Origin of the sequence: Cupriavidus metallidurans CH34 (assembly GCF_000196015.1) — a bacterium.
Lineage (GTDB): Bacteria > Pseudomonadota > Gammaproteobacteria > Burkholderiales > Burkholderiaceae > Cupriavidus > Cupriavidus metallidurans.
On sequence record NC_007974.2, the window covers coordinates 1,742,919 to 1,763,319 of the forward strand.

The 20,401-nt window shown below is 62.7% G+C and carries 22 protein-coding genes and 2 pseudogenes; 9 read left to right on the forward strand and 15 right to left on the reverse strand.

Translation table 11 applies throughout. The annotated features are described in order from the left end of the window. Window positions 1-33: 33 nt before the first annotated feature. The 3 genes from RMET_RS25895 to RMET_RS25905 form a co-directional block, all read right to left on the reverse strand. On the reverse strand, window positions 34-1,644 hold the full coding sequence (locus RMET_RS25895) for an ABC-F family ATP-binding cassette domain-containing protein (RefSeq protein ID WP_011519465.1): 1,611 nt from the start codon (window positions 1,642-1,644) through the stop codon (window positions 34-36). Window positions 1,645-1,837: 193 nt separating this feature from the next. Next, complete coding sequence (locus RMET_RS25900; RefSeq protein ID WP_011519466.1) at window positions 1,838-3,031, reverse strand: M24 family metallopeptidase; 1,194 nt, start codon at window positions 3,029-3,031, stop codon at window positions 1,838-1,840. 28 nt (window positions 3,032-3,059) lie between these two features. Beyond that, on the reverse strand, window positions 3,060-3,992 hold the full coding sequence (locus RMET_RS25905; RefSeq protein WP_223277367.1) for a Bug family tripartite tricarboxylate transporter substrate binding protein: 933 nt from the start codon (window positions 3,990-3,992) through the stop codon (window positions 3,060-3,062). Window positions 3,993-4,087: 95 nt separating this feature from the next. Here RMET_RS25905 and RMET_RS25910 point away from each other — a divergent pair, with 95 nt between their 5' ends. Then, window positions 4,088-4,588 carry an FAD-dependent oxidoreductase gene (locus RMET_RS25910; protein ID WP_029310083.1) on the forward strand — a complete coding sequence of 167 codons (501 nt, stop codon included), beginning with the start codon at window positions 4,088-4,090 and terminating at the stop codon, window positions 4,586-4,588. 68 nt (window positions 4,589-4,656) lie between these two features. Here RMET_RS25910 and RMET_RS25915 read toward each other — a convergent pair whose 3' ends face one another. Continuing rightward, entirely contained in the window at window positions 4,657-5,268 is a 612-nt protein-coding gene (locus tag RMET_RS25915) for a TetR/AcrR family transcriptional regulator (RefSeq protein WP_017512283.1), read from the reverse strand. Between the two features lie 280 nt (window positions 5,269-5,548). On the opposite strand from RMET_RS25915, the gene RMET_RS25920 reads away from it, so the two are divergent. From RMET_RS25920 to RMET_RS25935, 4 genes are read left to right on the forward strand one after another with little or no spacing between them, the layout of a single operon-like run. Beyond that, window positions 5,549-6,535, forward strand: coding sequence for a Bug family tripartite tricarboxylate transporter substrate binding protein (locus RMET_RS25920; protein ID WP_011519470.1), 987 nt, complete (start codon window positions 5,549-5,551; stop codon window positions 6,533-6,535). Window positions 6,536-6,576: 41 nt separating this feature from the next. Continuing rightward, window positions 6,577-7,257, forward strand: a complete 681-nt coding sequence (locus RMET_RS25925) for a 3-oxoacid CoA-transferase subunit A (protein WP_011519471.1) — start codon at window positions 6,577-6,579, stop codon at window positions 7,255-7,257. After that, a complete protein-coding gene (locus RMET_RS25930) occupies window positions 7,250-7,951 on the forward strand; it encodes a 3-oxoacid CoA-transferase subunit B (RefSeq protein ID WP_011519472.1) in 702 nt (233 codons plus the stop codon). Before RMET_RS25925 ends, RMET_RS25930 begins: the two co-directional genes overlap by 8 nt. Before the next feature lie 52 nt (window positions 7,952-8,003). Further along, on the forward strand, window positions 8,004-9,011 hold the full coding sequence (locus RMET_RS25935; protein WP_011519473.1) for a tripartite tricarboxylate transporter substrate binding protein: 1,008 nt from the start codon (window positions 8,004-8,006) through the stop codon (window positions 9,009-9,011). Between the two features lie 18 nt (window positions 9,012-9,029). Here RMET_RS25935 and RMET_RS25940 read toward each other — a convergent pair whose 3' ends face one another. From RMET_RS25940 to RMET_RS25970, 7 genes are all read right to left on the reverse strand, one after another. Further along, window positions 9,030-9,920: an intradiol ring-cleavage dioxygenase gene (locus RMET_RS25940; protein WP_011519474.1), complete on the reverse strand. Its 891-nt coding sequence runs from the start codon at window positions 9,918-9,920 to the stop codon at window positions 9,030-9,032. 41 nt (window positions 9,921-9,961) lie between these two features. Then, window positions 9,962-11,029 carry a maleylacetate reductase gene (locus tag RMET_RS25945; RefSeq protein WP_011519475.1) on the reverse strand — a complete coding sequence of 356 codons (1,068 nt, stop codon included), beginning with the start codon at window positions 11,027-11,029 and terminating at the stop codon, window positions 9,962-9,964. Window positions 11,030-11,137: 108 nt separating this feature from the next. Continuing rightward, window positions 11,138-11,509, reverse strand: coding sequence for an META domain-containing protein (locus RMET_RS25950; protein ID WP_008651998.1), 372 nt, complete (start codon window positions 11,507-11,509; stop codon window positions 11,138-11,140). A gap of 198 nt (window positions 11,510-11,707) precedes the next feature. Next, window positions 11,708-12,112 (reverse strand): SRPBCC family protein, encoded by a 405-nt coding sequence (locus RMET_RS25955; RefSeq protein ID WP_011519477.1) that lies wholly within the window; start codon window positions 12,110-12,112, stop codon window positions 11,708-11,710. Beyond that, window positions 12,109-13,413: an MFS transporter gene (locus RMET_RS25960; protein WP_008652000.1), complete on the reverse strand. Its 1,305-nt coding sequence runs from the start codon at window positions 13,411-13,413 to the stop codon at window positions 12,109-12,111. The genes RMET_RS25955 and RMET_RS25960 overlap by 4 nt, the downstream gene beginning before the upstream one ends. Window positions 13,414-13,604: 191 nt before the next feature. Next, window positions 13,605-14,792, reverse strand: a complete 1,188-nt coding sequence (locus RMET_RS25965; RefSeq protein ID WP_011519478.1) for an MFS transporter — start codon at window positions 14,790-14,792, stop codon at window positions 13,605-13,607. Window positions 14,793-14,819: 27 nt separating this feature from the next. Continuing rightward, window positions 14,820-15,353 carry a GNAT family N-acetyltransferase gene (locus RMET_RS25970; protein WP_029310081.1) on the reverse strand — a complete coding sequence of 178 codons (534 nt, stop codon included), beginning with the start codon at window positions 15,351-15,353 and terminating at the stop codon, window positions 14,820-14,822. Here RMET_RS25970 and RMET_RS32910 point away from each other — a divergent pair. From RMET_RS32910 to RMET_RS25980, 4 genes are all read left to right on the forward strand, one after another. Then, window positions 15,340-15,585, forward strand: a complete 246-nt coding sequence (locus RMET_RS32910) for a hypothetical protein (protein ID WP_152560254.1) — start codon at window positions 15,340-15,342, stop codon at window positions 15,583-15,585. The two genes, RMET_RS25970 and RMET_RS32910, sit on opposite strands and share 14 nt — an antisense overlap. Next, window positions 15,578-15,865: a hypothetical protein gene (locus tag RMET_RS34030; protein ID WP_152567199.1), complete on the forward strand. Its 288-nt coding sequence runs from the start codon at window positions 15,578-15,580 to the stop codon at window positions 15,863-15,865. Before RMET_RS32910 ends, RMET_RS34030 begins: the two co-directional genes overlap by 8 nt. Further along, on the forward strand, window positions 15,783-16,892 hold the full coding sequence (locus RMET_RS25975; RefSeq protein WP_011519480.1) for a methyltransferase: 1,110 nt from the start codon (window positions 15,783-15,785) through the stop codon (window positions 16,890-16,892). Before RMET_RS34030 ends, RMET_RS25975 begins: the two co-directional genes overlap by 83 nt. Window positions 16,893-17,132: 240 nt before the next feature. Further along, complete coding sequence (locus tag RMET_RS25980) at window positions 17,133-17,633, forward strand: hypothetical protein (protein WP_011519481.1); 501 nt, start codon at window positions 17,133-17,135, stop codon at window positions 17,631-17,633. Between the two features lie 130 nt (window positions 17,634-17,763). Here the strand turns inward: RMET_RS25980 and RMET_RS34610 are convergent. The 4 genes and pseudogenes from RMET_RS34610 to RMET_RS25990 form a co-directional block, all read right to left on the reverse strand. Then, window positions 17,764-17,895 (reverse strand): annotated as a pseudogene (locus RMET_RS34610) (5,10-methylenetetrahydrofolate reductase); the annotation flags it as partial. Further along, window positions 17,895-18,005: pseudogene (locus tag RMET_RS34400) on the reverse strand (epoxyqueuosine reductase QueH); the annotation flags it as partial. The pseudogenes RMET_RS34400 and RMET_RS34610, both read right to left, overlap by 1 nt. Before the next feature lie 292 nt (window positions 18,006-18,297). Then, window positions 18,298-19,326, reverse strand: a complete 1,029-nt coding sequence (locus RMET_RS25985; RefSeq protein ID WP_011519482.1) for a methionine synthase — start codon at window positions 19,324-19,326, stop codon at window positions 18,298-18,300. Window positions 19,327-19,355: 29 nt separating this feature from the next. Continuing rightward, on the reverse strand, window positions 19,356-20,339 hold the full coding sequence (locus RMET_RS25990; RefSeq protein ID WP_029310080.1) for a DUF1852 domain-containing protein: 984 nt from the start codon (window positions 20,337-20,339) through the stop codon (window positions 19,356-19,358). Window positions 20,340-20,401 lie beyond the last annotated feature (62 nt).

Below are 20,401 nucleotides of genomic sequence, written 5' to 3' on the forward strand. Positions count from 1 at the left end.
CGTCATGGCCGCCCATCCCCAATGCCACCTACCTCACCAGGGCTCGAGACGCCAACCTTGGCCGGTTGCCAGCAGACGATCCGTCAGGCCGAGGTTTTCCATGAACCCATCGTCGTGCGACACGACGATCAGGGTGCCCTGGTAACCGCGCAGCATGCTTTCCAGCGATTCCAGCGAAGGAAGATCGAGGTGATTGCCGGGCTCGTCCAGCAACAGCAGTTGCGGCGCGGGATCGGCGTAGAGCACGCAGGCCAGCGCCGCCTTCAGGCGCTCTCCGCCGCTGAGCGCGCCACTTGGCGCCATGATCTTGCGTGTGTCCAGACCAAGTTGCGCCAGTCGCGTGCGCAGGTCGGCTTCTGGCGCAATGCGATTGGCGATCTGCATGTGTTCGAGCACCGTGAGCGCCGGGTCCAGATCGGCCAGCCGCTGGTCGAGATAGACGCAAGCCGCCGCAACCTTGAATGTGCCTGCCAATGGCTGTAGTTGGCCGGCCAGCACCTTGAGCAGCGTGGACTTGCCACATCCGTTCGGCCCGATGACGCCCACGCGTTGTTGCCGGGTCAGCGTCAGGCTGATATCGCGCGTGGCGGCCGGCACGAATGGCAACGCTACGGCATCCAGTTCGGCCAAACGCTGCGTGCCAGCGCCCACTGGCGTCGCAGCGAAAACGATTGGCGCGTCGATTTCCACCTGTCGCGCCGCCGCCCGCACACGTTCGTCGAGTTGCTCCCGGGCCGCGACCTGTTGCTGGCGCAGCTTGCCCGCTGACGTCTCGCTACGCGCCTTCTGCCGATCGAGCAGGATCTTTGCCTGATTGCCGTCCTGGCCGTGCCGGTCGCCGCGCGCCTTGCGCCGGGCCTGCCGATCGGTCTGCTCGCGCATGGCCTGCTCCTTGCGCTTGCGTTCGCGCTTGCTCTGCTCGAGCTGATCGAGCGCATTGCGCCGGTCGTGGGCCTTGCTGCTGGCATAGAACGAGTAATCGCCACCATAGCTGCGCAGCCCCAGCGCGGAAAGCTCGGCGATACGCGCCATCGACGCCAGCAACTGCCGGTCGTGACTGACGACGATCAGCCCGCGCGGCCAACGTCGCAGCTGCTCGATCAACGCCTGCCGGCCGGCCCGGTCCAGGTGGTTGCTCGGCTCGTCCAGGATCAGGAAGTCAGCCTCCGACAACCATGCGCCAATCAGCGCGACGCGCATCGCTTCGCCGCCACTCAGTGCGCGGGCTGGTGTCGCCGCGTCCAGATGACCGAGACCGTTGCGCTCCAGTTCCTGCCGCAGCCGCTGACCGATATCCCATCGGTCACCCAGTACATTGAAGTCCTCAGTGGCGATGCTGCCGGCTTCGATACGCGCGAGCGCGTCAAGCGCATCCTGCACGCCTGCCAGAGAGGCCACGCAAGCCTCCGCGGCGGGCGTCACCTGCTGGGCCAGGTAGCACACGCTGCCAGAGCGCACACAACGCCCCGTGGCCGGCTGCAACTGCCCGGCCAGAATCCGCGCCAGCACGGTCTTGCCAGCGCCATTGCGCCCGACCAGACCGGTGGGCTGCTGGTCAAACTGCTCGTCGAGATCGGAGAAAAGTGTTCTGCCGTCCGGCAGGACAAAAGACACGCCTTCCAGCGCGATGTAAGGATTCGTCATGCGTATTCCAGAGATGCCAGTACCTCCCCCTGCTCGTGGGGAACCAGTGGAGACTAGCCGTCATGCAGACGGCGGCATCAATGGCGCATGGGACGAATACCTCGGTGATGGGTTGAAGGTGCGTAGTGTAACCGCGGTCGGCATCGCGTGCAGAAGGGCACTGACCGGGCCGCCCGGCCAGCGCCCACGCTCGTTACAGGCTCACGGTGGCGTAGCTCAGCGTCTTCGGCGTTTTGACGATGACTTCCGGCACCTCGCCAACGACGACGGTATCGTCCAGACGGAAGCCACCCAGGCCGTACACATACAGTCCCGGCTCGGACGAATAGACTTCGCCAGCGAGCAGCGGCCGGGTGTTGAACGCCATATCCTCGGGATACTCGTGCAGCATCAGGCCCACGGCATGGCCCGTCCGGTGGAACACGTAATCGCCACACCCCGCGCTTTCGATCACCGCCTGCGCGGCAGCATCCATGTCGCAGACACGCCGCCCCACCACCGCCGCAGCCACGGCGGCATCCGTGGCCCGCGCCGCAACGCTGTAGAACCTGGCCTGCTCATCGCTGGGCTGACCGCAGAACCATGTGCGCTCGTTCTCCACGTAAAGGCCGTTCAATCTCGGCAATACAAGGTTGACGATGGTGTCGCCCTTCGCGATGCGCGAGCCGCACGCTGCGCCGTCGCCATGCGGGGACGCCGAAGCAGCCCCCGTGAGCGTCCAGCATTTCATGATCTCGAAGTCCTCTCCCGCGAAACGTCGCGCAGCCTCTTCCACCATCAACGCCGCCATGGCGTGATCGAGCTCCTGCACCAGCCGGCCGGGACGAATGTTCTCTCGGTAGCGGTCCTGAACCCAGTCCGTCAAGGCCGCGAGGTCACGCATGATCTGCAGTTCCTCGGCGTGCTTGACCCAGCGCAGGCTGCGCATCTCGGCCATTGCCGGACGCAACGTCATCTCGGGAAGATAGCGCTGCGCGCCGGTCAGGATCGGATGCTGAACGTCGACGGCGATGCGCGACATCCCGAGGCCTTTCGCGGCCAGCAATGCGGCCACGACTTCAGGCAACTGCGACGGCAGCGCCAGCCGGTTGGCCACACGGGGGTGCTCGGCGTAGTACGTCACGTCCGAGAGCCATACCGTGCCCTTCTCCGTGGCAAACCGCATGTGGTTGGTCGATAGCTCGTTCATCACGGCGAACGTCTCGCCGTTGCGCGGCACAACGACGAACACGGGACGCTCCCATGGCCACACGTCGAGCTGGAAATTGGTCGCGTACTGGAAAAAGTCCGGCGAGCCGAATACCAGCGCATCCACGCGCAGGCGGTCCATCAGGCGATGCATCGCGGCCAGGCGATAGTCATGCACGGCTTTGGTCAGATGTGGCATGGTCTTCTTATCAGAGCGGTCAGGGTAATCAGAGAGAAATGTTGAGACGGCGGATGACGGGCCCCCAGGCATCGGCGTCGCGCTTCATGTAGCGCTCCACCTCCGAAGGCGGGCCCTTGATCGCATCGAGGAACTGGAAGCCCAGCTTCTCCTTGAACTGCGGATCGTCCTGGATGTGGTTGATATCGGCATTGATCTGCTGCACCACCGCTGGCGGCGTGCCGGCGCGGGCGACGATGGCATACCAACCCGGCACCTGCACGTCATAGCCGAGTTCCTTGAAGGTAGGCACCGAGGGCAAGGCCGCCAGTCGCCGATCGCCAGTGACCGCCAGCGGCACCAGCTTCTTGCCCGCGATAAACGGTTGCACGCCGGCCACCACGTTCATCATCACCGGCGTCTGCCCGTTCATCAGGCTCGTCGAGCCGCCCGTGCCATTGAACGGCACATGCTGCATCGTGATGCCAGTGCGCTCCGCCACCAGCTCCATCGCCAGATGCGTGGAGTTGCCGATACCGCCCGACGCGAAGCTGATCTCGCCGGGTCGCGCCTTGGCAAGGCGCACGAAGTCCTGCAAGGTCTGAACATGCAGCGACGGCGATGCCACGAACACGAATGGCGAGTTCGCCAGCATCGCCACGCCCGTCAGGTCCTTGGCCGGCTGGTAGGGGAGCTTGGGATAGAGGTACGGGTTGAAGCTGAGGTTGGAAACACCCGCGAAGAACAGCGTGTATCCATCGGCCGGCTGCCCCAGTACGTATGAAATCGCCAGCGTCCCATTCGCGCCCGGCTTGTTCTCCACGACCACCGGTTGCTTCCACGCCTGGCCGAGCTTCTCGGCCAGCGCGCGCGCCAGTACGTCATTCCCCGTGCCGCCGGCCTGCGGCACCACCAGCCGGACGGGTTTCGTCGGAAATGTCTGTGCCTGTCCGATCAGTGGCAGCACCATCGCCACAGCCATGCTGGCCATCCTTCCCATTAGTTTTCGCAGATCCATGTTGCTTCCCGATGAGTTCTCTCGCCGCCACGATCGGTTGCGATGGCGAGGAATGTACCATGTGGTACATGCATGCCGGAAATTGGGGTTTACGTGAAAACGTGGGCATTGGATCGGGTTGGTGCGTGGTAGTGGCCCTGCATGGGCAACGCAAGGCGCCGGAAGTCGAAACGCGCTCAGGCAGGAGGCCGCCGTGTGATGTGGTTGTCGTGTGCGCGGGAGTAGACCCGGCAACGCGCTTCCTCAAGGGTAGCGGGATCGCGCTCGAGAAAGGCGACGTTGCCGTAGACGAGTTGCTGCAGACGAATGTGCCGAACGTCTGGGCAGCCGGCGATGTCACGAGCTTCCGCGATCCCGTCTTCACTCGCCGATCCGACGAGCCATCGTCGCGTGACTACGACTTCTCCAAGACGGCCATTCAGGCCAACCTGGCGCAGGGATATGCGGAGGTCACGGTGGTGTTGGGGCCGATTTCAAACGCAAGTGATGGTGTGGTGGTAAGGCTGGGCGATTCGGATGAAAGTGTCACGGGGGATGTGCCAGACGGTGTCATGCCGTAAGCACTGGCGACGATGGGGACATCGTGATTTGACAGACACTCGCCGCAGGAATCTCCGATGGGCGCCCGCTATGCGCCCTTCCGCCCCTTGCCAGGCGTCGCCATCTTGCTCGCGAAGTACTTGAGCGCGGCAGTGGTGCCCTTGCGGTCCCCGGTCGTGATCAGGTCCAGTAGCAGCCCTCGCATCGTGGCGACTTCTACCCGCGCGTAGAGTCGGGCCTCTTCCTCGCTAATGTTCATGCTTTGCTGCAGACGCTCGGCCAGCATCGAAGTCCAGCTACCGACGACGTCCTCCAGGAAACCGCTGAAGCGATCGCGATCGCGGATCGCCCTGCCGTAGATCTCGAACAGCAACTGCATCACTGGCAGATAGCCCGGCGCGGAATAGCGGTCCCATGCGGCTTCCATCGCCGCGCCGGTATCCATGCCGCCCGAGAACGCGCGCATGCGCGCCTGCTGCTCGGTATGTCGCACGCGAAACAGCAGCGCCTGCCAGAAGCCATCGGCAGAGCCAAAGTAGTAGATCAGCATTCGATGGCTGGTGCCCAGCGCATCCGCGACATTGCGCAGAGACAGGTCTCCCAGACCGTGAGCCAGCACGTGTTCTGTGGCGGCATCCAGCAGTTGAACGGCTTGCTCGCTGGATGAGCGGTCCGCGGCGGTGGTTTTGGCTTTCGGCATTCGCTGGGCTCTTGGTTGACGCGGCCCCGGCATGGAACGCCGTACCGCAGCGCGTCAATGTACCACGCAGTACATCATCAGACGCCCCTCGGAGACCCGCGGGACGACACCCCTTCCGCGATCCCGAAGGCCCGTTTTGTGAATCGTGAATTCCATTGCTCTGGGCAGCGGCCTATCTTAGGGCGCGATCCGCGCTTCCGCGCATCGACACAGAACGACAAGAAACTGAACGGCACCGTCAGCCCAGCCATGTGCGCGAGCGCCGGACAAGGAGACAGGCATGACCATCAAGATGGGCGGGGCGCGTCTGGCCGCCGCATGGGTTGCGGCATCCGCATTGTCATTCGGCATGGCCGGTACCGCGCAGGCCGCCTGGCCTGAGCGGCCGATCCGGTTGATCGTGCCGGCCGCCGCGGGCGGCACCACCGATATCGCGGCCCGCCTGGTAGGCAAGCGTATGAGCGAGATCCTGGGCCAGCCGGTGGTGGTGGACAACCGTGCCGGCGGCGCCGGCATCATCGGCTCGCAAGCGCTGCTCCTGGCGCCGGCCGACGGCTACACGCTGATGATGGGTAACATCGGGCCGAACGCGATCAACTACGCGCTGTATCGCCAGTTGCCCTACAAACCCCAGGATTTCGCGCCGATCACGATGGTGGTCTCCGTGCCAAACGTGCTGGTGGTCAATGCCAAGGTGCCCGCGCGCAACGTCGCGGAACTGGTGGCGCTGGCGAAGTCCGAGCCGGGCAAGCTGTCGTTCGGGTCGTCGGGCTCGGGCCAGTCGGTGCACCTGTCGGGCGAGCTATTCAAGAAGCGCGCAGGCATCGACATCATCCACGTGCCCTACAAAGGCGCGGCGCCTGCCGTGGCCGATCTGGTGGCGGGCCAGGTGACCATGATGGTCGACAACCTGCCCAGTTCGTTGCCGCAGATCCAGGCTGGCAAGCTGCGCGCGCTGGCCGTGACCAGCGGGACGCGGGTGGCCGAGCTACCTGACGTGCCGACGATGAAGGAAGCCGGCTTCGACGATTTCCAGGTGACGGCGTGGTTCGGCCTGGTGGCACGCGCCGGCACACCACCGGCGGTGATCGCGCAACTGTACAAGGCTGCGGCAACGGCGCTGGCCGAACCGCAGATCAAGTCGCGACTGGCTGAACTTGGCGGACAGGCGGGCGGCGACACGCCCGAGCACTTCGGCCAGTTCATCGAACAGGAGCGCCAGCGCTGGGCGCGGGTCGTCAAGGACACGGGTATTCCGCAGCAGTAACCGCATCACCGTATCCCAGTCTCATCGGTAAAGGAGTTCTCATGATCGACAAGATCGCGCCCTCGCTCGCCGCCGCGGTGGCGGGCATTGGCGACGGCGCCACGGTGCTGGTCAGCGGCTTCGGCGGCTCGGGCATTCCCGACGAACTGCTCGATGCCTTGCTGGCCCACGGCGCGCGCGACCTCACCATCGTCAACAACAACGCCGGCAACGGCGATGCCGGCATTGCCGCGCTGATCCGCGCGGGCCGCGTGCGCAAGGTCATCTGCTCGCACCCGCGTTCGAACAATGCCGAGGCGTTCATTGATGCGTATCGCGCCGGCAAGGTCGCGCTCGAGTGCGTGCCGCAGGGCACGCTGGTGGAGCGGATGCGCGCCGCGGGCGCCGGGCTCGGGCCGTTCTTCACACCCACGGCGTATGGCACCGCGCTGGCCGAAGGCAAGGAAAGCCGCGTTATCGATGGCACCGGCTACGTGCTGGAACAACCGCTGCACGGCGACTTCGCGCTGATCAAGGCGCACCGTGCCGATCGCTGGGGCAATCTGACCTACCGCTATGCAGGTCGCAATTTCGGGCCGGTGATGTGCACTGCCGCGCGGCACACCATCGTGCAGGTCGACGAGATCGTCCCGCTGGGCGAGATGACGCCGCAACACGTGATGACGCCGGGAATCTTCGTCCAGACAGTGGTCCTGGCAACATCGGGAGACAGCCATGCATGACACCCTGCCCCGCCTCGGCACGCTGCCGCGACTGAGCCGCGCCCAGATGGCGCGCATCGTCGCCCATGACATTCCCGATGGCAGCGTCGTCAATCTCGGCATCGGGATGCCCACGCTCGTATCCGACCAGTTGCCCGACGACCGCGAGATCGTGCTGCACAGCGAGAACGGCATTCTCGGCATGGGTCCGGTTATCCGCGAAGGCGAGACCGACCCGGACCTGATCAACGCCAGCAAGGAGCCGATCAGCCTGATCGCCGGCGCGTCGATCTCGGACCACGCGGTGTCGTTCACCATGATGCGCGGCGGGCATATCGATATCACTGTGCTGGGCGGATTCCAGGTCGCGGCCAATGGCGATCTGGCCAACTGGTCAACCGGCGAGCCCGATGCGATTCCTGCGGTGGGCGGCGCGATGGACCTGGTAGTGGGCGCGGCCAGGCTGTTCGTGATGATGGAACACGTGACGCGCGACGGACAACCGAAGATCGTCGAACGCTGCAGCTATCCGTTGACGGGCATCGGCGTAGTTGACCGCATTTATACCGACCTGGCCGTGATCGACGTTCGGCCCGGCAAGCCATTGCTGGTGACCGGCCTGGTCGAGGGCGTGTCGTTCGAAACGGTGCAGGCGCTATCGGCCGCACCACTCACGCTGGCGGCCGACTGCCGCGTGCTAAGGGCAGGACGCTGAAAGCGTCGACGGATCGGGCAGGATCACCACCAGAACAAAAAAGGGGACAAGCATGACCAGGATGACAACCGGAAAGATGAGCCTGACCGCCCGCATCGCGCTACGCGTGCTGCTAGCCACCGCCGCCATTGCCGCCCTGCCGCTTGGCGCTCACGCAGCGGATGCGTGGCCATCCCGCCCGATTCAGTTGCTCATTCCCTACCCGCCCGGCGGCAGCGCCGACCTGCTTGCCCGCCCGCTCGGCGCCAAGCTTCAGGAGCGGCTGGGCCAGCCCATCGTCCTAGACTATCGTCCCGGCGCGGGCGGCACGATCGCCACGCAGGCGCTGGCCCGCAGCAAACCCGACGGCTACACGCTGATCATGGTGCTGGCCGCGCACGCGATCAATCCGAGCCTGTATCCCAAGCTGCCGTACGACACGCGCAAGGACTTCGCACCGGTCTCGCTGGTGGCCAACCTGCCGTTGATCCTGGCCGGCAGCCCGTCGCTCAAGGCGCGCAACGTGCCCGAACTGATCGCCGCCGCCAAGGCCGCGCCCGGCACCATTACCTTCGGCTCCGCCGGCAACGGCAACACCGGGCATCTGGCGGGCGAACTGTTCGATTCGATGGCGGGTGTCAAGATGACCCACGTGCCATACAAGGGTAGCGCCCAGGTGGTCAACGCCATGCTTGCCGGCGATATTCAGCTTACGTTCGACAGCATCTCGACCTCGATGCCGCAGATCCGCGCCGGACGCATGACCGCGCTGGCCGTGACCAGCGCCAAACGCGCGGCGATGGCGCCCGATGTGCCGACGCTGGCCGAGGCTGGCGTGCCCGGCTTCGACATCAATGGCTGGTATGCCATCCTGGCCCCGGCCGGCACCCCGCGCGCCGTCGTCGACAAACTCAGCAGCGAGATTGCCGCCGTGCTGACCCAGCCGGAACTCCGCTCGCAACTCGCCGCCAATGGTTACGAGCCGGTGGGGTCCACGCCGGCCGCCTTGGGCGCGCACATCGACGCCGAACTGGTGCGATGGAACAAGGTGGTGCGTGACGCGGGCGTGAAGCTGGAGTAAGGACGCCAGCCTCAGCCCTCAGTCCCCTGCCTTGGGGACCGGATCGAGCACGAAGTCGTAGCGTGCTTCACGAAACGGCCCATCAAAGCCGAAGCGCCGCGCCAGCGGATGGTCGGCGGGCCGCTCCTCGTAGGCCACCTGCAGCGATGGCTTGACGCCGAACACCGCGTCCGAGTCCAGATACGGATCGCCCTGGTTGAACAGATGCGTGACCAGCCGGCGATGGCCCGACGCATCGATCATGAAATGCAGGTGTGCCGGCCGCCACGGATGCCGTCTGGTAGACGTGAGCATCTGGCCGACCGGCCCGTCGGTCGGAATCGGATAGCTCACCGGCACGATGGTGCGGATGGCGTAGTCACCCTCGTCGTCGGTGCGATAACGGCCACGCAGGTTGCCCGTAGGCTGCGCAGTGTCCTGGCCCGAGTACATGCCGTTCTCCGCGGTCTGCCAGATGTCGAGCACCGCGCCACGCAGCGGCGTGCCATCGGCGGAAAACACGCGACCATGAACCAGCGCCGGCGTGCCTGGCGTGAGGGCCATGTTCTCGCCTGCCGAACGGTCGGGCATCCCGGCGATGTAGAACGGGCCGAATACGGTGGTTTCGGTAGCGCCCGTGGACTGCCGGTGGTTGATCGCATCGACCAGCATCGACACACCCAGCGTGTCCGACAGCAGGATGAATTCCTGGCGGACCAGCCCGTCGCACATCTTGCCGGTATCGGTCAGGAACTGGATGGCGGCGAACCACTCCGCTTCCGTCGGCTCGCACTCGCGCACATAGGCGTGCAGGTGGCGCACCAGCCCTTGCATCAGCGCGCGCAGGCGAGGGTCGGGCGTGTCGGCGAAGCGCGCGACGACCTGCTCGGTCAGCGCGGCTTCGGCGGCTGCGTGGGGCGTTGCCTCCATGGTGTCTCTCCTTTGTGATGGTTGCCGTGCGCCGATCGCTCTCAGGCCGGGCTCTCGCCGCGCCAGGCGCGTTCCAGCAACGCCCGGATCGGCTCGCGCTCGACCAGCCTCGGGTTGTAGTAGGGATTGGCGCAGGCCAGCGTGGCCGCCTCGTCCAACCCATCCTCGGGCATACCGATGGCCGACAACGCCGTGGCGATACCCAGCGTCTGGTTCAGCCGGAACAGCAGCGGGCCGGTATCCTGCGCGCGTTCGCCACCCAGCGCCCGCGCCACGCGTGCCAGCGCAAGTGGCGCGGCGGCGTGGTTGTAGTGCGCGGTATGCGGTAGCAAGATGGCATGGGTCTGCGCATGGGGCAGGTTGAAGGTCCCGCCCAGCGTGTGGCATAGCTTGTGATGGATCGCCATGCCAACCGAGCCAAGGCAGGCACCCGCCAGCCACGCGCCGTACAGCGCGTCGCCACGGGCGTCGATATCGTCCGGCCGCCGCACCACGGTGGGCAAGGCCCCGGCCAGCGCGCGGATCGACGCCTCGGCCATCAGGCTGATGATCGGGTTCGCGTCCTCGGCGTATATCGCCTCCACCGCGTGCGCCATCGCATTCATGCCAGAGGCGGCGGAAATCTCCACCGGCAACGTCAGCGTCAGTTCGGGATCGTAGAGGACCGTGCGCGGCAGCACGCGCGGGTCGCGGCCGGTCTGTTTCAGGCGTCCTTCGGTCAGGCCGTAGATCGGTGTTACCTCCGATCCCGCGTAGGTGGTCGGTACCGCGATGATGGGTTGCCCCGAAACGAGGGCGATGGCCTTGCCAAGCCCGATGGTGGACCCACCGCCAACCGCCACGTAGCAGTCAGCACCCAGCCGCGCGGCCTCATCGCGTGCGGCGTGAGCCACCTCCACCGGCACATGCATCACCGCCTCGCTGTAAACGCCCGCGGAGCACTCCCCCAGCAACGCGGCCACCCGCTCGCCGAGTGCCCGATGCCCGGGCGTGGTCAGCACCAGAGCCCGCCGCGCGCCTAGCCGCAGCACCTCCTCGGGCAACGCCTCCAACCGGCCCGCGCCGAAGACCACCCGCGACGGCGTGGCCTGATAAACGAACGGTTCCATCCCCTCTCCCAAGGCATCAACCCACCGAATGCGCTTCAGTGTAGTCCTGCTTCGCATGACGCACATGCCGGGCGAGCGGGCGACCGAATCGCCCGGTTCACACCTGACTCAATGCGGCAGGACGGTCAGGCCCGTGGCGCCGCTGGAAGTCGTCCTGCGCTCGCTCCGGAGTACGCCGTTCTGATCGAACTCAAACAGCACCGTCGACGACAGGATGTCGCCGCCGGCGAACAGCGGACCGATAAAGGGAAGAAAGCTCTCCGGATGCGGCTTCGAGGTCGCATACGCGTAGACCAGCACGATCGCCCCGTCGCTGGTCGTCGCCTGCGAGGTTGGATTGCCGAGTTGCCCGGTCACGTCGTCGAGGGTGGAGAAGCCCAGGATGAAGCTCTGCATCTGCTCGGGCTTGACATCGATACCAGTCGATACGCAGGCGGCCATGAGGCCGCACACCGCAACCATTGCGTAGAACCGGTTCATATCGTCACCGCCCTGCTTCCTGGGCCGTGACTGCAGACGTGCTGGTCGTCGTGGCCCGAGTCTGGCCGGGCAATACGCCCAGTCCATCCCGTACCTCAAGCATAGAACTTCCGAGGCCCAGGAAAAACGCCCGCAAAAGCGGGCGTCAATGCAGGTGCCAGGTCCGTGGAGCAACGCCAACGGCGTTGCAGACGCATCTCAATGCGATTCCACGTGGCGCTTGAAGTTGTTCAGGATGGCCTGCCAGCCTTGTTGCTGCTGCTCGACCGGGTACTCCGTCTCGGCGACGAAGCTCACCCGCACCGTGACCCCCTGGGGTGCCTCGAGGAACTCGACCTTGGCAGTCCGGTCCCCGAACGCGTATTCGATCCGCTTGTTTTCCACGACCTTCGTGTAGGTACCGGCGAAATCGAAACCCATACTGCCGTCCTTGGCCTCCATCCGCGAAGAGAAGGCACCCCCCTCCCGCAAGTCAACCGTGGCGGCCGTGGTGTGCCAGTCGTCGGACGCGGCATTCCATTGCTTGATGTCTTCCGGCGTCGTATAGGCTCGCCACACCTTTCCGACAGGCGCTGCAACAGTGGTTTCAACGGTAATGTTCATAGACTCTCCCGACTCTCGTTCAAGGCCTCGGCTTGCGCCGTCAAGGCTGGCTCGCCATCCCGGGTGGCAATCAGCGCCTTCGGCGCCAGCGGGATCACGGCCAGGATCAGCCCATACACGGCGGTGGTGGCAATCACGCAATAGGTGAATCCGTGCGAGGGCACGCTATTGTAGATCCAGGAGCCCAGCAGATCGCCAGCGCGGCCCGAGAGCGCGAGGACCCCATCCACCAGCATCATCAGAGTGCCTTGCAGGCCCGGCGGGCACGACCGCATCGCGAGGTCGAGATAGGCTGCCGTGGCGATGCCGCCCATCAGCCCGATTGGCGCGGCCAGCACCAGCGCAAGGTCGGCGGAATGGATGAACGCCAGCGGGACCATCTGCGGCACGGCGATGATCGTGCCCCACCACAGCAGCCTGTTCAGCGCCACCCGCTTGCACAGATAGCCATAAAGCAGGAACGTCGGCACAAATGCGGCAGCGAAGATGCCGTTGTAGTACGAGTAAACGGAGTCCGACGCGTGCAATTCGTTGGTCAGGTAGAACTGCAGCGGCGTGGCCGAGCCCGGGGCGAAGTTCCACAGAAAGCAGATCAGCACTGCCGGATAGACGGCCTTGTGTCTGACCAGCCGCCTGACGTTCCCGACGAAATCGGTGGCACGGGCCAGGGGCCTGTCATAGATCTGGCCGAAGACCGACGGGGGTTTCCAGAGCGCTAGCGCGACGATCAGCAGATTGACAATCGCCACCAGGAAGAACGCTTCCGCCGCCGCCAGATGGTCGGAAACATAGCCGGAAGCAAAGGCGCCCGCCACGACCGGAACAGACCCGATCACGTTCCACAGCGCGCTCAGGCGGCCGGACATGAGCTTTTCCTGGCCGACCAGGGCGATCAGCCCCTGATAGGCGGCCGCGACGAACCGGAATGCCAGCATGGCCATCAGGGTCCCGGCCAGCAGCCCGGTGTACGAGAACCCCGAATACGCCATCCAGACGCAGGCCAGCGCGGTCATCGGCGCGAATATCAGGAAGTAGCCGCGATCCCGTAACCCGAGCGGGTTCCATTGGTCCCGCGCCAGTCCGAAAACGAACGCCACATAGACGGGGATGCCCGTCACTAGCCGAAATGTGGAGATCTGCGTTGCCGTCGCGTGCAACTCGTTCTTGAGGACATACGACGTCTGGATATCGACGAGCGCGCCAGCCGGCGTCGCCAGATAGATGAACAGGGTCAGCCAACCAAAGTACAGCAAGGTTCGGTCGTTGCCCTCGGAGCCCTGATGACCTGAAGCGGCCAGCATCGTCGTATCCACGCGGCAAGACTGCGATGGTGATTCGCTCTGGTCCTGCGACCGGAACGGCTAGCAGCACGGCGCCTTGGAGTGCCCGTGACAGCACACGGCGGCTGCTCGAAATAAGTGTAGGTAAGAAAACGTGGTCGCACCGCGCTCAGGTGTCCGCCCTTGATCCCGCCGCATGGGTGGGTTTCCATTCACGCCGGGCGGCGACGAAGCAGCAGGAAGCCCAGAATGCCCAGTATCGGGCCCGGCAGCAGAATCCAGGACGTCTTCAACCCCAGTTCGCCGAGGTAAGTGGACGCCAGCGCAATGGACACCACGGTCAGCGCGAAGCCGATCGAGTTCTGAATGGCAAGCGCGCCCCCAACCAACGTTGGCGGGCAGGCCCTGGCCGCCAGGGCCGAGAACTGTGGCGAGTCCGCAATGACGGTCGCCCCCCAGACCAGGAAGAAGAACAGCAGCCAACCCGGCGAGAGCGCATCGGCGGCGAATGGCAAGAGCAGGCAGCAGGCGCCGGAGATCGCCAGCGCGCCCAGCGCCACGCCGGCGCTATCCACCCAGCGGGTCAGCAGGCCACCCGCGATACAACCAAGGGCGCCGATGCCGATGATCGCGAATGCCAGCGTGGAAGTACTGAGTCCACCGAAAACGGACTGCAGCGACGAGCGGGCGACAAGCATCGGCAATACCGTCCAGAACGCGTAGAGCTCCCACATATGCCCGAAGTAGCCCACCGCCACCGCTCTGAACCGGCGATCGCGAAAGGCCCGCAGCGGATTGCCGGGACTTGGCGCACCATGCCGGCGCACCGGCAGATGCGGCCCATTGCCCAGGCAGAGCACCAGCACCGCCGCCGCACAGGCCAGCACCGACGAGCCCGCCATGACGTACTGCCAGGGCCACTGGGCAGCCGCGATACGCAAGCCGTGTGGCAGCGCGGTCCCCAGCGTCAGCATTCCCACCAGCAATGCCAGCGCCGCGCCCGCCCTGTCCGGCGCCCAACTGATGACCAGCTTCATGCCGATCGGATAGATTCCCGCCAGGCACACCCCTACCGCGAACCGAAGCGCGATGGCGGCAGAGAAATCACCGGACAGGCAGGCGAACCACGCGTTGAACCCTGCCCCGAGCAGGGCCGCCAGACCGAAGATCCGGCTCGCGGAGAACCTGTCGGCGAGCCCCAGCAAGGCGAAAGCCATGGTGCCGAGAATGAACCCGGCCTGGACCGCCGCCGTCAGCGTGCCGATATTGGCTGCCGTCAGCCCCCACGTCCGAACGAGGTCGTCGGCGGCACTGTTGGCGCTGAACCAGAGTGACGTGCCGAACAGCTGCGCAATGGCAATCGTCAGCACCGGCGAGAATTGAACGGATCCCCGTTTCACGGTTGTGTTCGATCCGAGCCTGCGGGATTACCGCTGGGCGACGTCCGGGGTGCTGCGATGATCGATATTGAGCTGCATGAATACCAGGTCGAGCCACTTGCCGAACTTCATGCCAACCTCCTTCATCAGGCCGACCTGCTCGAAGCCAAGCTTCTCGTGCAGGCGGATCGAACTGGCATTTCCAGCCTCGATGGCGCCCACCATGATGTGCTTGTTCAGGTCGCGCGCGCGCTCGATAAGCGCCTTCATCATCAGCCCGGCAATGCCCCGGCCCCGCTGGTCGTTCCGGATATAGACCGAATGCTCCACCGTATGGCGATAGCCATCGAAAGCACGCCAGTCGCCGAACGACGCGTAGCCCACCACGGCCCCCGCCTCGTCCTGCGCGACCAGCACCGGAAAGCCCGCCTTGCGGCGCGCGGCCAGCCAGTCCTTGCGATTGTCCACGTCGACCAGCACGTCGTTCCAGATCGCCGTGGTGTTCGCCACCGCATCGTTATAGATCGCGCAAACCGCTTCCATGTCGTCCGGCGTGGCATCGCGAATCGTGATTTCTGACATTGTTTACCCCTTGTTTCCTGTTCCACCTTTTCAGGCGCAGACGCAAGCATCCGCTACCTCTTCGACCTTTGCAATCGGGCACATCGCAAGCCCTGCCCAACTGGTAGCCACCGACGTGACCGCCCGCCGGCTCGACATCACGCATCTGGAAGCCCCGATCAACGTGGAGGTCACGTCCGACCCCGAGGTCGGTGCCCACCGCGATATCGATCATCTCCCCGGAAATGATTGACGAAAGCGCTTCTGCTCGCACCTTTGCGGCTGATAACCTACCTTTGTCAGAATCGCCCGAGCCGGCCGTGAAAGATCAGAACGCTACAGAATCCGTCCGCATCCGCTTGATCAAGGCCGCGCTGGATGGCGTCCTCGCCGACGACTATCACCACGTCACGACCCACCGCATTGCCCAATTCGCCAAGGAGAATGAGCATGACGTTCCAGATGAACGCAGGTGCCGTGCGCCGATTCGCCAAGGCCATGAGGTTCGGCGCCTGGCTTCAATCGATCACTGAGAGAATGACGCCAGCACCTTTCCGGCTGGTGCAGATCGGCTCGGCCTACTGGCAATCGAAAGCGCTCTACGTGGCGGCGAAGCTGGACCTGGCGACTGTCCTGGGAACGGCAACCCTGACGGCATCTGCGCTGGCCAGCCGGGTCGGCGCCAATGAAGATGCGCTCGGACGCCTGATGCGATTGCTTGCAGCCATGGGCATCTTCGAGGAAACGGCCCCCATGGTCTTCCGCAACAACAAGCTCTCCCGGTGCCTGGTGAGTGACGATCCCCAAAGCGTCCGGGCCATGATCCTGATGCACAACTCGGAAACCATGAGCCGCCCATGGTTCGAGCAACTGGAGGCCGGCATCCGCAGTGGCACGCCGCCGTTTCAACTCAGCCACGGCGAGGACCTGTTTGATTACCTGGACCATCACGCCGATTTCGACCAGCTTTTCTCGGAAGCCATGAACAGCGTCGAGGCACTGGCTGGCGACGGCTTTGCCACGGATCTGGATTGGGCCCGGTTCGACCGCATCATCGACGTTGGCGGATCACGGGGCACCAAGTCGCTGGCGATCCTGCGACGCCATCCCAGGTTGACGGCACTGATCGTGGATCGGCCCCAGGTCATCGAGGAAGCCCAACGCTACTGGGCAGAGCACCATGCGGATGGCCTCGAACGCCTGCAATTTCAGGCTGCGGATCTGTTTGAAAGCCTGCCTGCAGCAGGTCCGAAGGATGTCTACCTGTACTCGGCCGTCCTGCATGGCTTTGACGACCCTACCTGCGTGCAGGCATTACTACGGCTGCGCGAAGCCATCGGCAACAGCGGCGCCCGCGCGGCAATCCTGGAGATCGTTGTTCCGGAAAAAGGCGCCGACATCTCCAGCGCATCGTTCGACATGCAGATGTTCGTCGGCAGCCGGGGGCGCGAACGCACCTTGACCGAATGGAAAGCCATCATTCAAGCCGGCGGCCTGACGCTTGAAGAGGTCGTGCGTCTCCGGTCGCTCGGGAGCATTCTGGTGTTGCGTGCGGGGTGAAGAGGACGGTTGCGTTGAGAATGTCGAGCTGGTGCGTTTGGGTCCCCGACGCTACGGAATTCGGATTGAGTACGAAGAAAGCGCACTGATGTACTGCACCCCTCCCGAGGCCGTCGCTCCACGAGTTCTCCCCCTTGCGGCAGATGCACCATACACTGTATATTTGTACAGTATCTCGACTCAGCAGCCCCCGGCCCGCAGCGACGGACCGCCTCCCCCAATTCCTTGACGACCAATTCCATGTCCCAAGACGACACCGCCTTTTTGGAAGACGACACCTCTCAAATCCATGAGCCCCGGCTTTGGCGAGACAAAGGCTGGACGGCGAAGGTGGTGAAGAACGAGGACGGCGAGGGGTGGGCGGTCGAGATGTTCCGCGACGGCAGCGCGGAACCTGCCCTCGTTGGCCCGTGGACAATGGGCAGAAACAAGGTCGATCCGAAGCCGCTCGACGCAGCCGCACACCAGACATTAGTGAAGACGGCATCCGAGGTCATCCGCCGGCACGAGCAGCAACTGCACGCACGGCTCAACAAGCAAGTCTCCATCGAGATCGCCTCGCAGCTCGTGAATGTCAGGCTGGCGATCACGCCAGACGAATTCGAGCCGTTCGGCACACTGACGGCCATTGATTCGTTCGGGGACGTTCTCGCAAGCGTCAATGTGCAACCGGACTTTCGTTTGACGACGGAAAGCGCAACAAGATGGGCCGATGGCGGATTTGGTCAGATCCGGCATTGACGGGGTAGCCAGAGTGACCCCTCAACATACACACCTGGATTGCAGACAATACGAAGATCGCACCTCAAAACCGGAGCCGAGCTTCGCGCAGCTTGGTGAGTTGCACTGAATCTGCCACTAAGGGTGCAAATCAAAAGCGTAGGGGCTCCGTGCGAGCGCGGTACTGCTCTATCCACCTTACAGACTGTGCGATGCCTCCGAATGGAAAGAAATGCAGGCTCACCATTCCATGCGCTTCTGTCAGGCCGGTGGCCAGACGATCAGCATGGCCTCCATGACCTCGCCCGAGCAGGGCGCGCAGCAGGAATGCAGCAGCACCTTGTCGTGACCGCCGGGCAGCGGAAGCGGCTTGCGTTCGATGGTGGTGTTCATCAGTTGGCTCCTCGCGCAATGGCGATGGCAGTGACAGGCTTTGGCAATGCTTGTAGCCACCGGGCAGGTATCACGATGCCAGCGCGCCAATGCGGGATACCTGAGCACCAAGCGTGATCAGCGGGTGCAGGCCACGGAAGGATTTTGGAGGGAGGGGCCGAACTAACAGCGGACCAGTCAGTTCCGCGCGATAGAACATCGGCCGATATCAACGGAACCAGCAGCAGCCCATTCCACGGCCTTCAATCTACCGGTTCAATCCCTCCGCACCACTTCCTGCTTTAGCTCAGCACTAGGCCGAGAGTTCCCCTCGGATGATCTCCGCGCCCGCACTGAGAGCATTTAGCTTGCCTCTTGCCACTCCGCGAGGTAAGGGCGCCATGCCACAGTTAGTGCAAGGATAGAGCTTGTCGGCATCCACGAACCGAAGCGCCTTCCGTAGGGTATTAGCGACTTCTTCTGGAGTCTCAATGGTATTAGTTGCCACGTCAATGGCCCCTACCATCACCTTCTTGCCGCGAATGAGTTCAATCAGGTCAATTGGAACATAAGAGTTGTGGCATTCCAGCGAGACAATATCGATGCTGGATTTCTGCAGCTTGGGAAAAGATTCTTCATACTGACGCCACTCAGACCCCAGCGTCTTTTTCCAGTCAGTATTGGCCTTGATGCCGTAACCATAACAAATATGGACAGCAGTTTCACATTTAAGCCCTTCAATCGCCCTTTCCAGCGTGGCAACGCCCCAATCGTTCACCTCATCAAAGAAAACATTGAATGCAGGCTCGTCAAATTGAATAATATCAACGCCAGCGGCCTCTAGTTCCCTGGCTTCTTGATTGAGAATTGTAGCGAACTCCCAGGCTAGCTTTTCGCGGCTCTTATAATGGTTATCATAGAGCGTATCAATCATCGTCATGGGACCCGGCAGGGCCCATTTAATGGGTTGCCTGGTTTGCTGACGCAGAAACTTGGCGTCTTCAACAAAAACGGGCTTCTGGCGGCTCACAGCACCAACGACTGTCGGCACGCTCGCATCGTACCGGTCGCGAATTCTAACGGTCTCACGTTTCTCGAAATCAACCCCGCTTAGATTTTCAATAAACGTGGTGACAAAATGCTGACGAGTTTGCTCGCCATCACTGACAATATCAATGCCTGCTTGCTGCTGTTCTTGCAGTGACAAACGCAAGGCATCTTGCTTGCCCTCAATTAGCTCATCGTCTTGTAGCTTCCAGGGCGACCAAAGTTTCTCGGGTTGCGCAAGCCAGGAAGGTTTGGGCAAGCTGCCGGCAGTCGAGGTAGGAAGTAGTTTTTTCATGGCAAATGATCTCGTATGTTCTTGATTGATTAGAGAGCGTAATTATCAGCCCATTGTTCGAGAATGTTCTTGTATGGTTTGATAAAGCGCTCTTCTGCAAACTTTCCCTGCTTAATAGCCAGCTGACTACGCTCCACCCGGTCATAGACAATTTGCGTCAATGAATAATCCTGGTTCTTCAAGCTAGGTTGATATACCTTCCCTGCCGAAGAATTGGCATTGTAAATCTCGGGCCGATAAATTTTTTGAAATGTCTCCATCGTGCTGATGGTGCCGATAAGCTCAAGATTGGTGTAATCAAGGAGCAGATCACCGAGAAAGTAGAAGGCCAATGGTGCAGAACTATTGGGAGGCATGAAAAACCTAACCTGCAACCCCATCTTTTCGAAATACTGATCTGTCGAGGAGGATTCGTTTTGTTGATACTCGACGCCCAGTATGGGGTGCCTGTTTTCGGTTCGATGATAAGTCTTGCTGCTTGAGGCGCTGATGCAGATGACGGGCGGCTTATTGAAGTTCTCTTTGTAAACATCTGAGTTTACAAAGCACTTGAATAGCTTTCCGTGCAAATCGCCGAAATCATCAGGCGTGCTGAATGTGGATTTATTGTTATTGTGCTCTGGCAGCAATACACTGAAGTCGTAATCGCGAACGTAAGAGGAAAAATTATTTCCCGCAATACCGTCTATGCGTTCGCCGGTCTTTTTGTCGATGATATTGGTTTCCAATATCTCAATCAACGGAAACACTTCGCTATCATCTTGGGTATCAACGCCCATCTCTACGGAAATGATCTCGAGATTGACAGAATAACGATCGCCACTCGGATTATCCCAATACGCCAGGTTATTGAAACGGTTGTCAATCATCCTTAGCGTGTTGCGCAAGTTTTCCTGGCGACTCTCTCCGCGGGCCAGATTAGCAAAATTGGTTGTTATGCGGGTATTGTCCGATGGCTGATAGTTTTCATCAAAACAAATGTTCTTGATCCTAAATGTAAACGCTTTATTCATTGCCATCTGATGCCCCGGTTTCTGATAGAAAACTTGAATCTATTTCTTGCTTATTGAGCCCG

Coding starts and splice junctions, on each gene's coding strand:
- RMET_RS25900 (WP_011519466.1), bottom strand. CDS start 3,031: ATGCCACATCTGACCAAAGCCGTGCATGACTATCGCCTGGCCGCGATG.
- RMET_RS25905 (WP_223277367.1), bottom strand. CDS start 3,992: ATGGCTGTGGCGATGGTGCTGCCACTGATCGGACAGGCACAGACATTT.
- RMET_RS25980 (WP_011519481.1), top strand. CDS start 17,133: ATGTCCCAAGACGACACCGCCTTTTTGGAAGACGACACCTCTCAAATC.
- RMET_RS25985 (WP_011519482.1), bottom strand. CDS start 19,326: ATGAAAAAACTACTTCCTACCTCGACTGCCGGCAGCTTGCCCAAACCT.
- RMET_RS25915 (WP_017512283.1), bottom strand. CDS start 5,268: ATGCCGAAAGCCAAAACCACCGCCGCGGACCGCTCATCCAGCGAGCAA.
- RMET_RS25950 (WP_008651998.1), bottom strand. CDS start 11,509: ATGAACCGGTTCTACGCAATGGTTGCGGTGTGCGGCCTCATGGCCGCC.
- RMET_RS25925 (WP_011519471.1), top strand. CDS start 6,577: ATGATCGACAAGATCGCGCCCTCGCTCGCCGCCGCGGTGGCGGGCATT.
- RMET_RS25910 (WP_029310083.1), top strand. CDS start 4,088: ATGTGGTACATGCATGCCGGAAATTGGGGTTTACGTGAAAACGTGGGC.
- RMET_RS25955 (WP_011519477.1), bottom strand. CDS start 12,112: ATGAACATTACCGTTGAAACCACTGTTGCAGCGCCTGTCGGAAAGGTG.
- RMET_RS25940 (WP_011519474.1), bottom strand. CDS start 9,920: ATGGAGGCAACGCCCCACGCAGCCGCCGAAGCCGCGCTGACCGAGCAG.
- RMET_RS25920 (WP_011519470.1), top strand. CDS start 5,549: ATGACCATCAAGATGGGCGGGGCGCGTCTGGCCGCCGCATGGGTTGCG.
- RMET_RS34030 (WP_152567199.1), top strand. CDS start 15,578: ATGATTGACGAAAGCGCTTCTGCTCGCACCTTTGCGGCTGATAACCTA.
- RMET_RS25970 (WP_029310081.1), bottom strand. CDS start 15,353: ATGTCAGAAATCACGATTCGCGATGCCACGCCGGACGACATGGAAGCG.
- RMET_RS25975 (WP_011519480.1), top strand. CDS start 15,783: ATGACGTTCCAGATGAACGCAGGTGCCGTGCGCCGATTCGCCAAGGCC.
- RMET_RS25960 (WP_008652000.1), bottom strand. CDS start 13,413: ATGCTGGCCGCTTCAGGTCATCAGGGCTCCGAGGGCAACGACCGAACC.
- RMET_RS25935 (WP_011519473.1), top strand. CDS start 8,004: ATGACCAGGATGACAACCGGAAAGATGAGCCTGACCGCCCGCATCGCG.
- RMET_RS25895 (WP_011519465.1), bottom strand. CDS start 1,644: ATGACGAATCCTTACATCGCGCTGGAAGGCGTGTCTTTTGTCCTGCCG.
- RMET_RS25930 (WP_011519472.1), top strand. CDS start 7,250: ATGCATGACACCCTGCCCCGCCTCGGCACGCTGCCGCGACTGAGCCGC.
- RMET_RS25990 (WP_029310080.1), bottom strand. CDS start 20,339: ATGAATAAAGCGTTTACATTTAGGATCAAGAACATTTGTTTTGATGAA.
- RMET_RS25945 (WP_011519475.1), bottom strand. CDS start 11,029: ATGGAACCGTTCGTTTATCAGGCCACGCCGTCGCGGGTGGTCTTCGGC.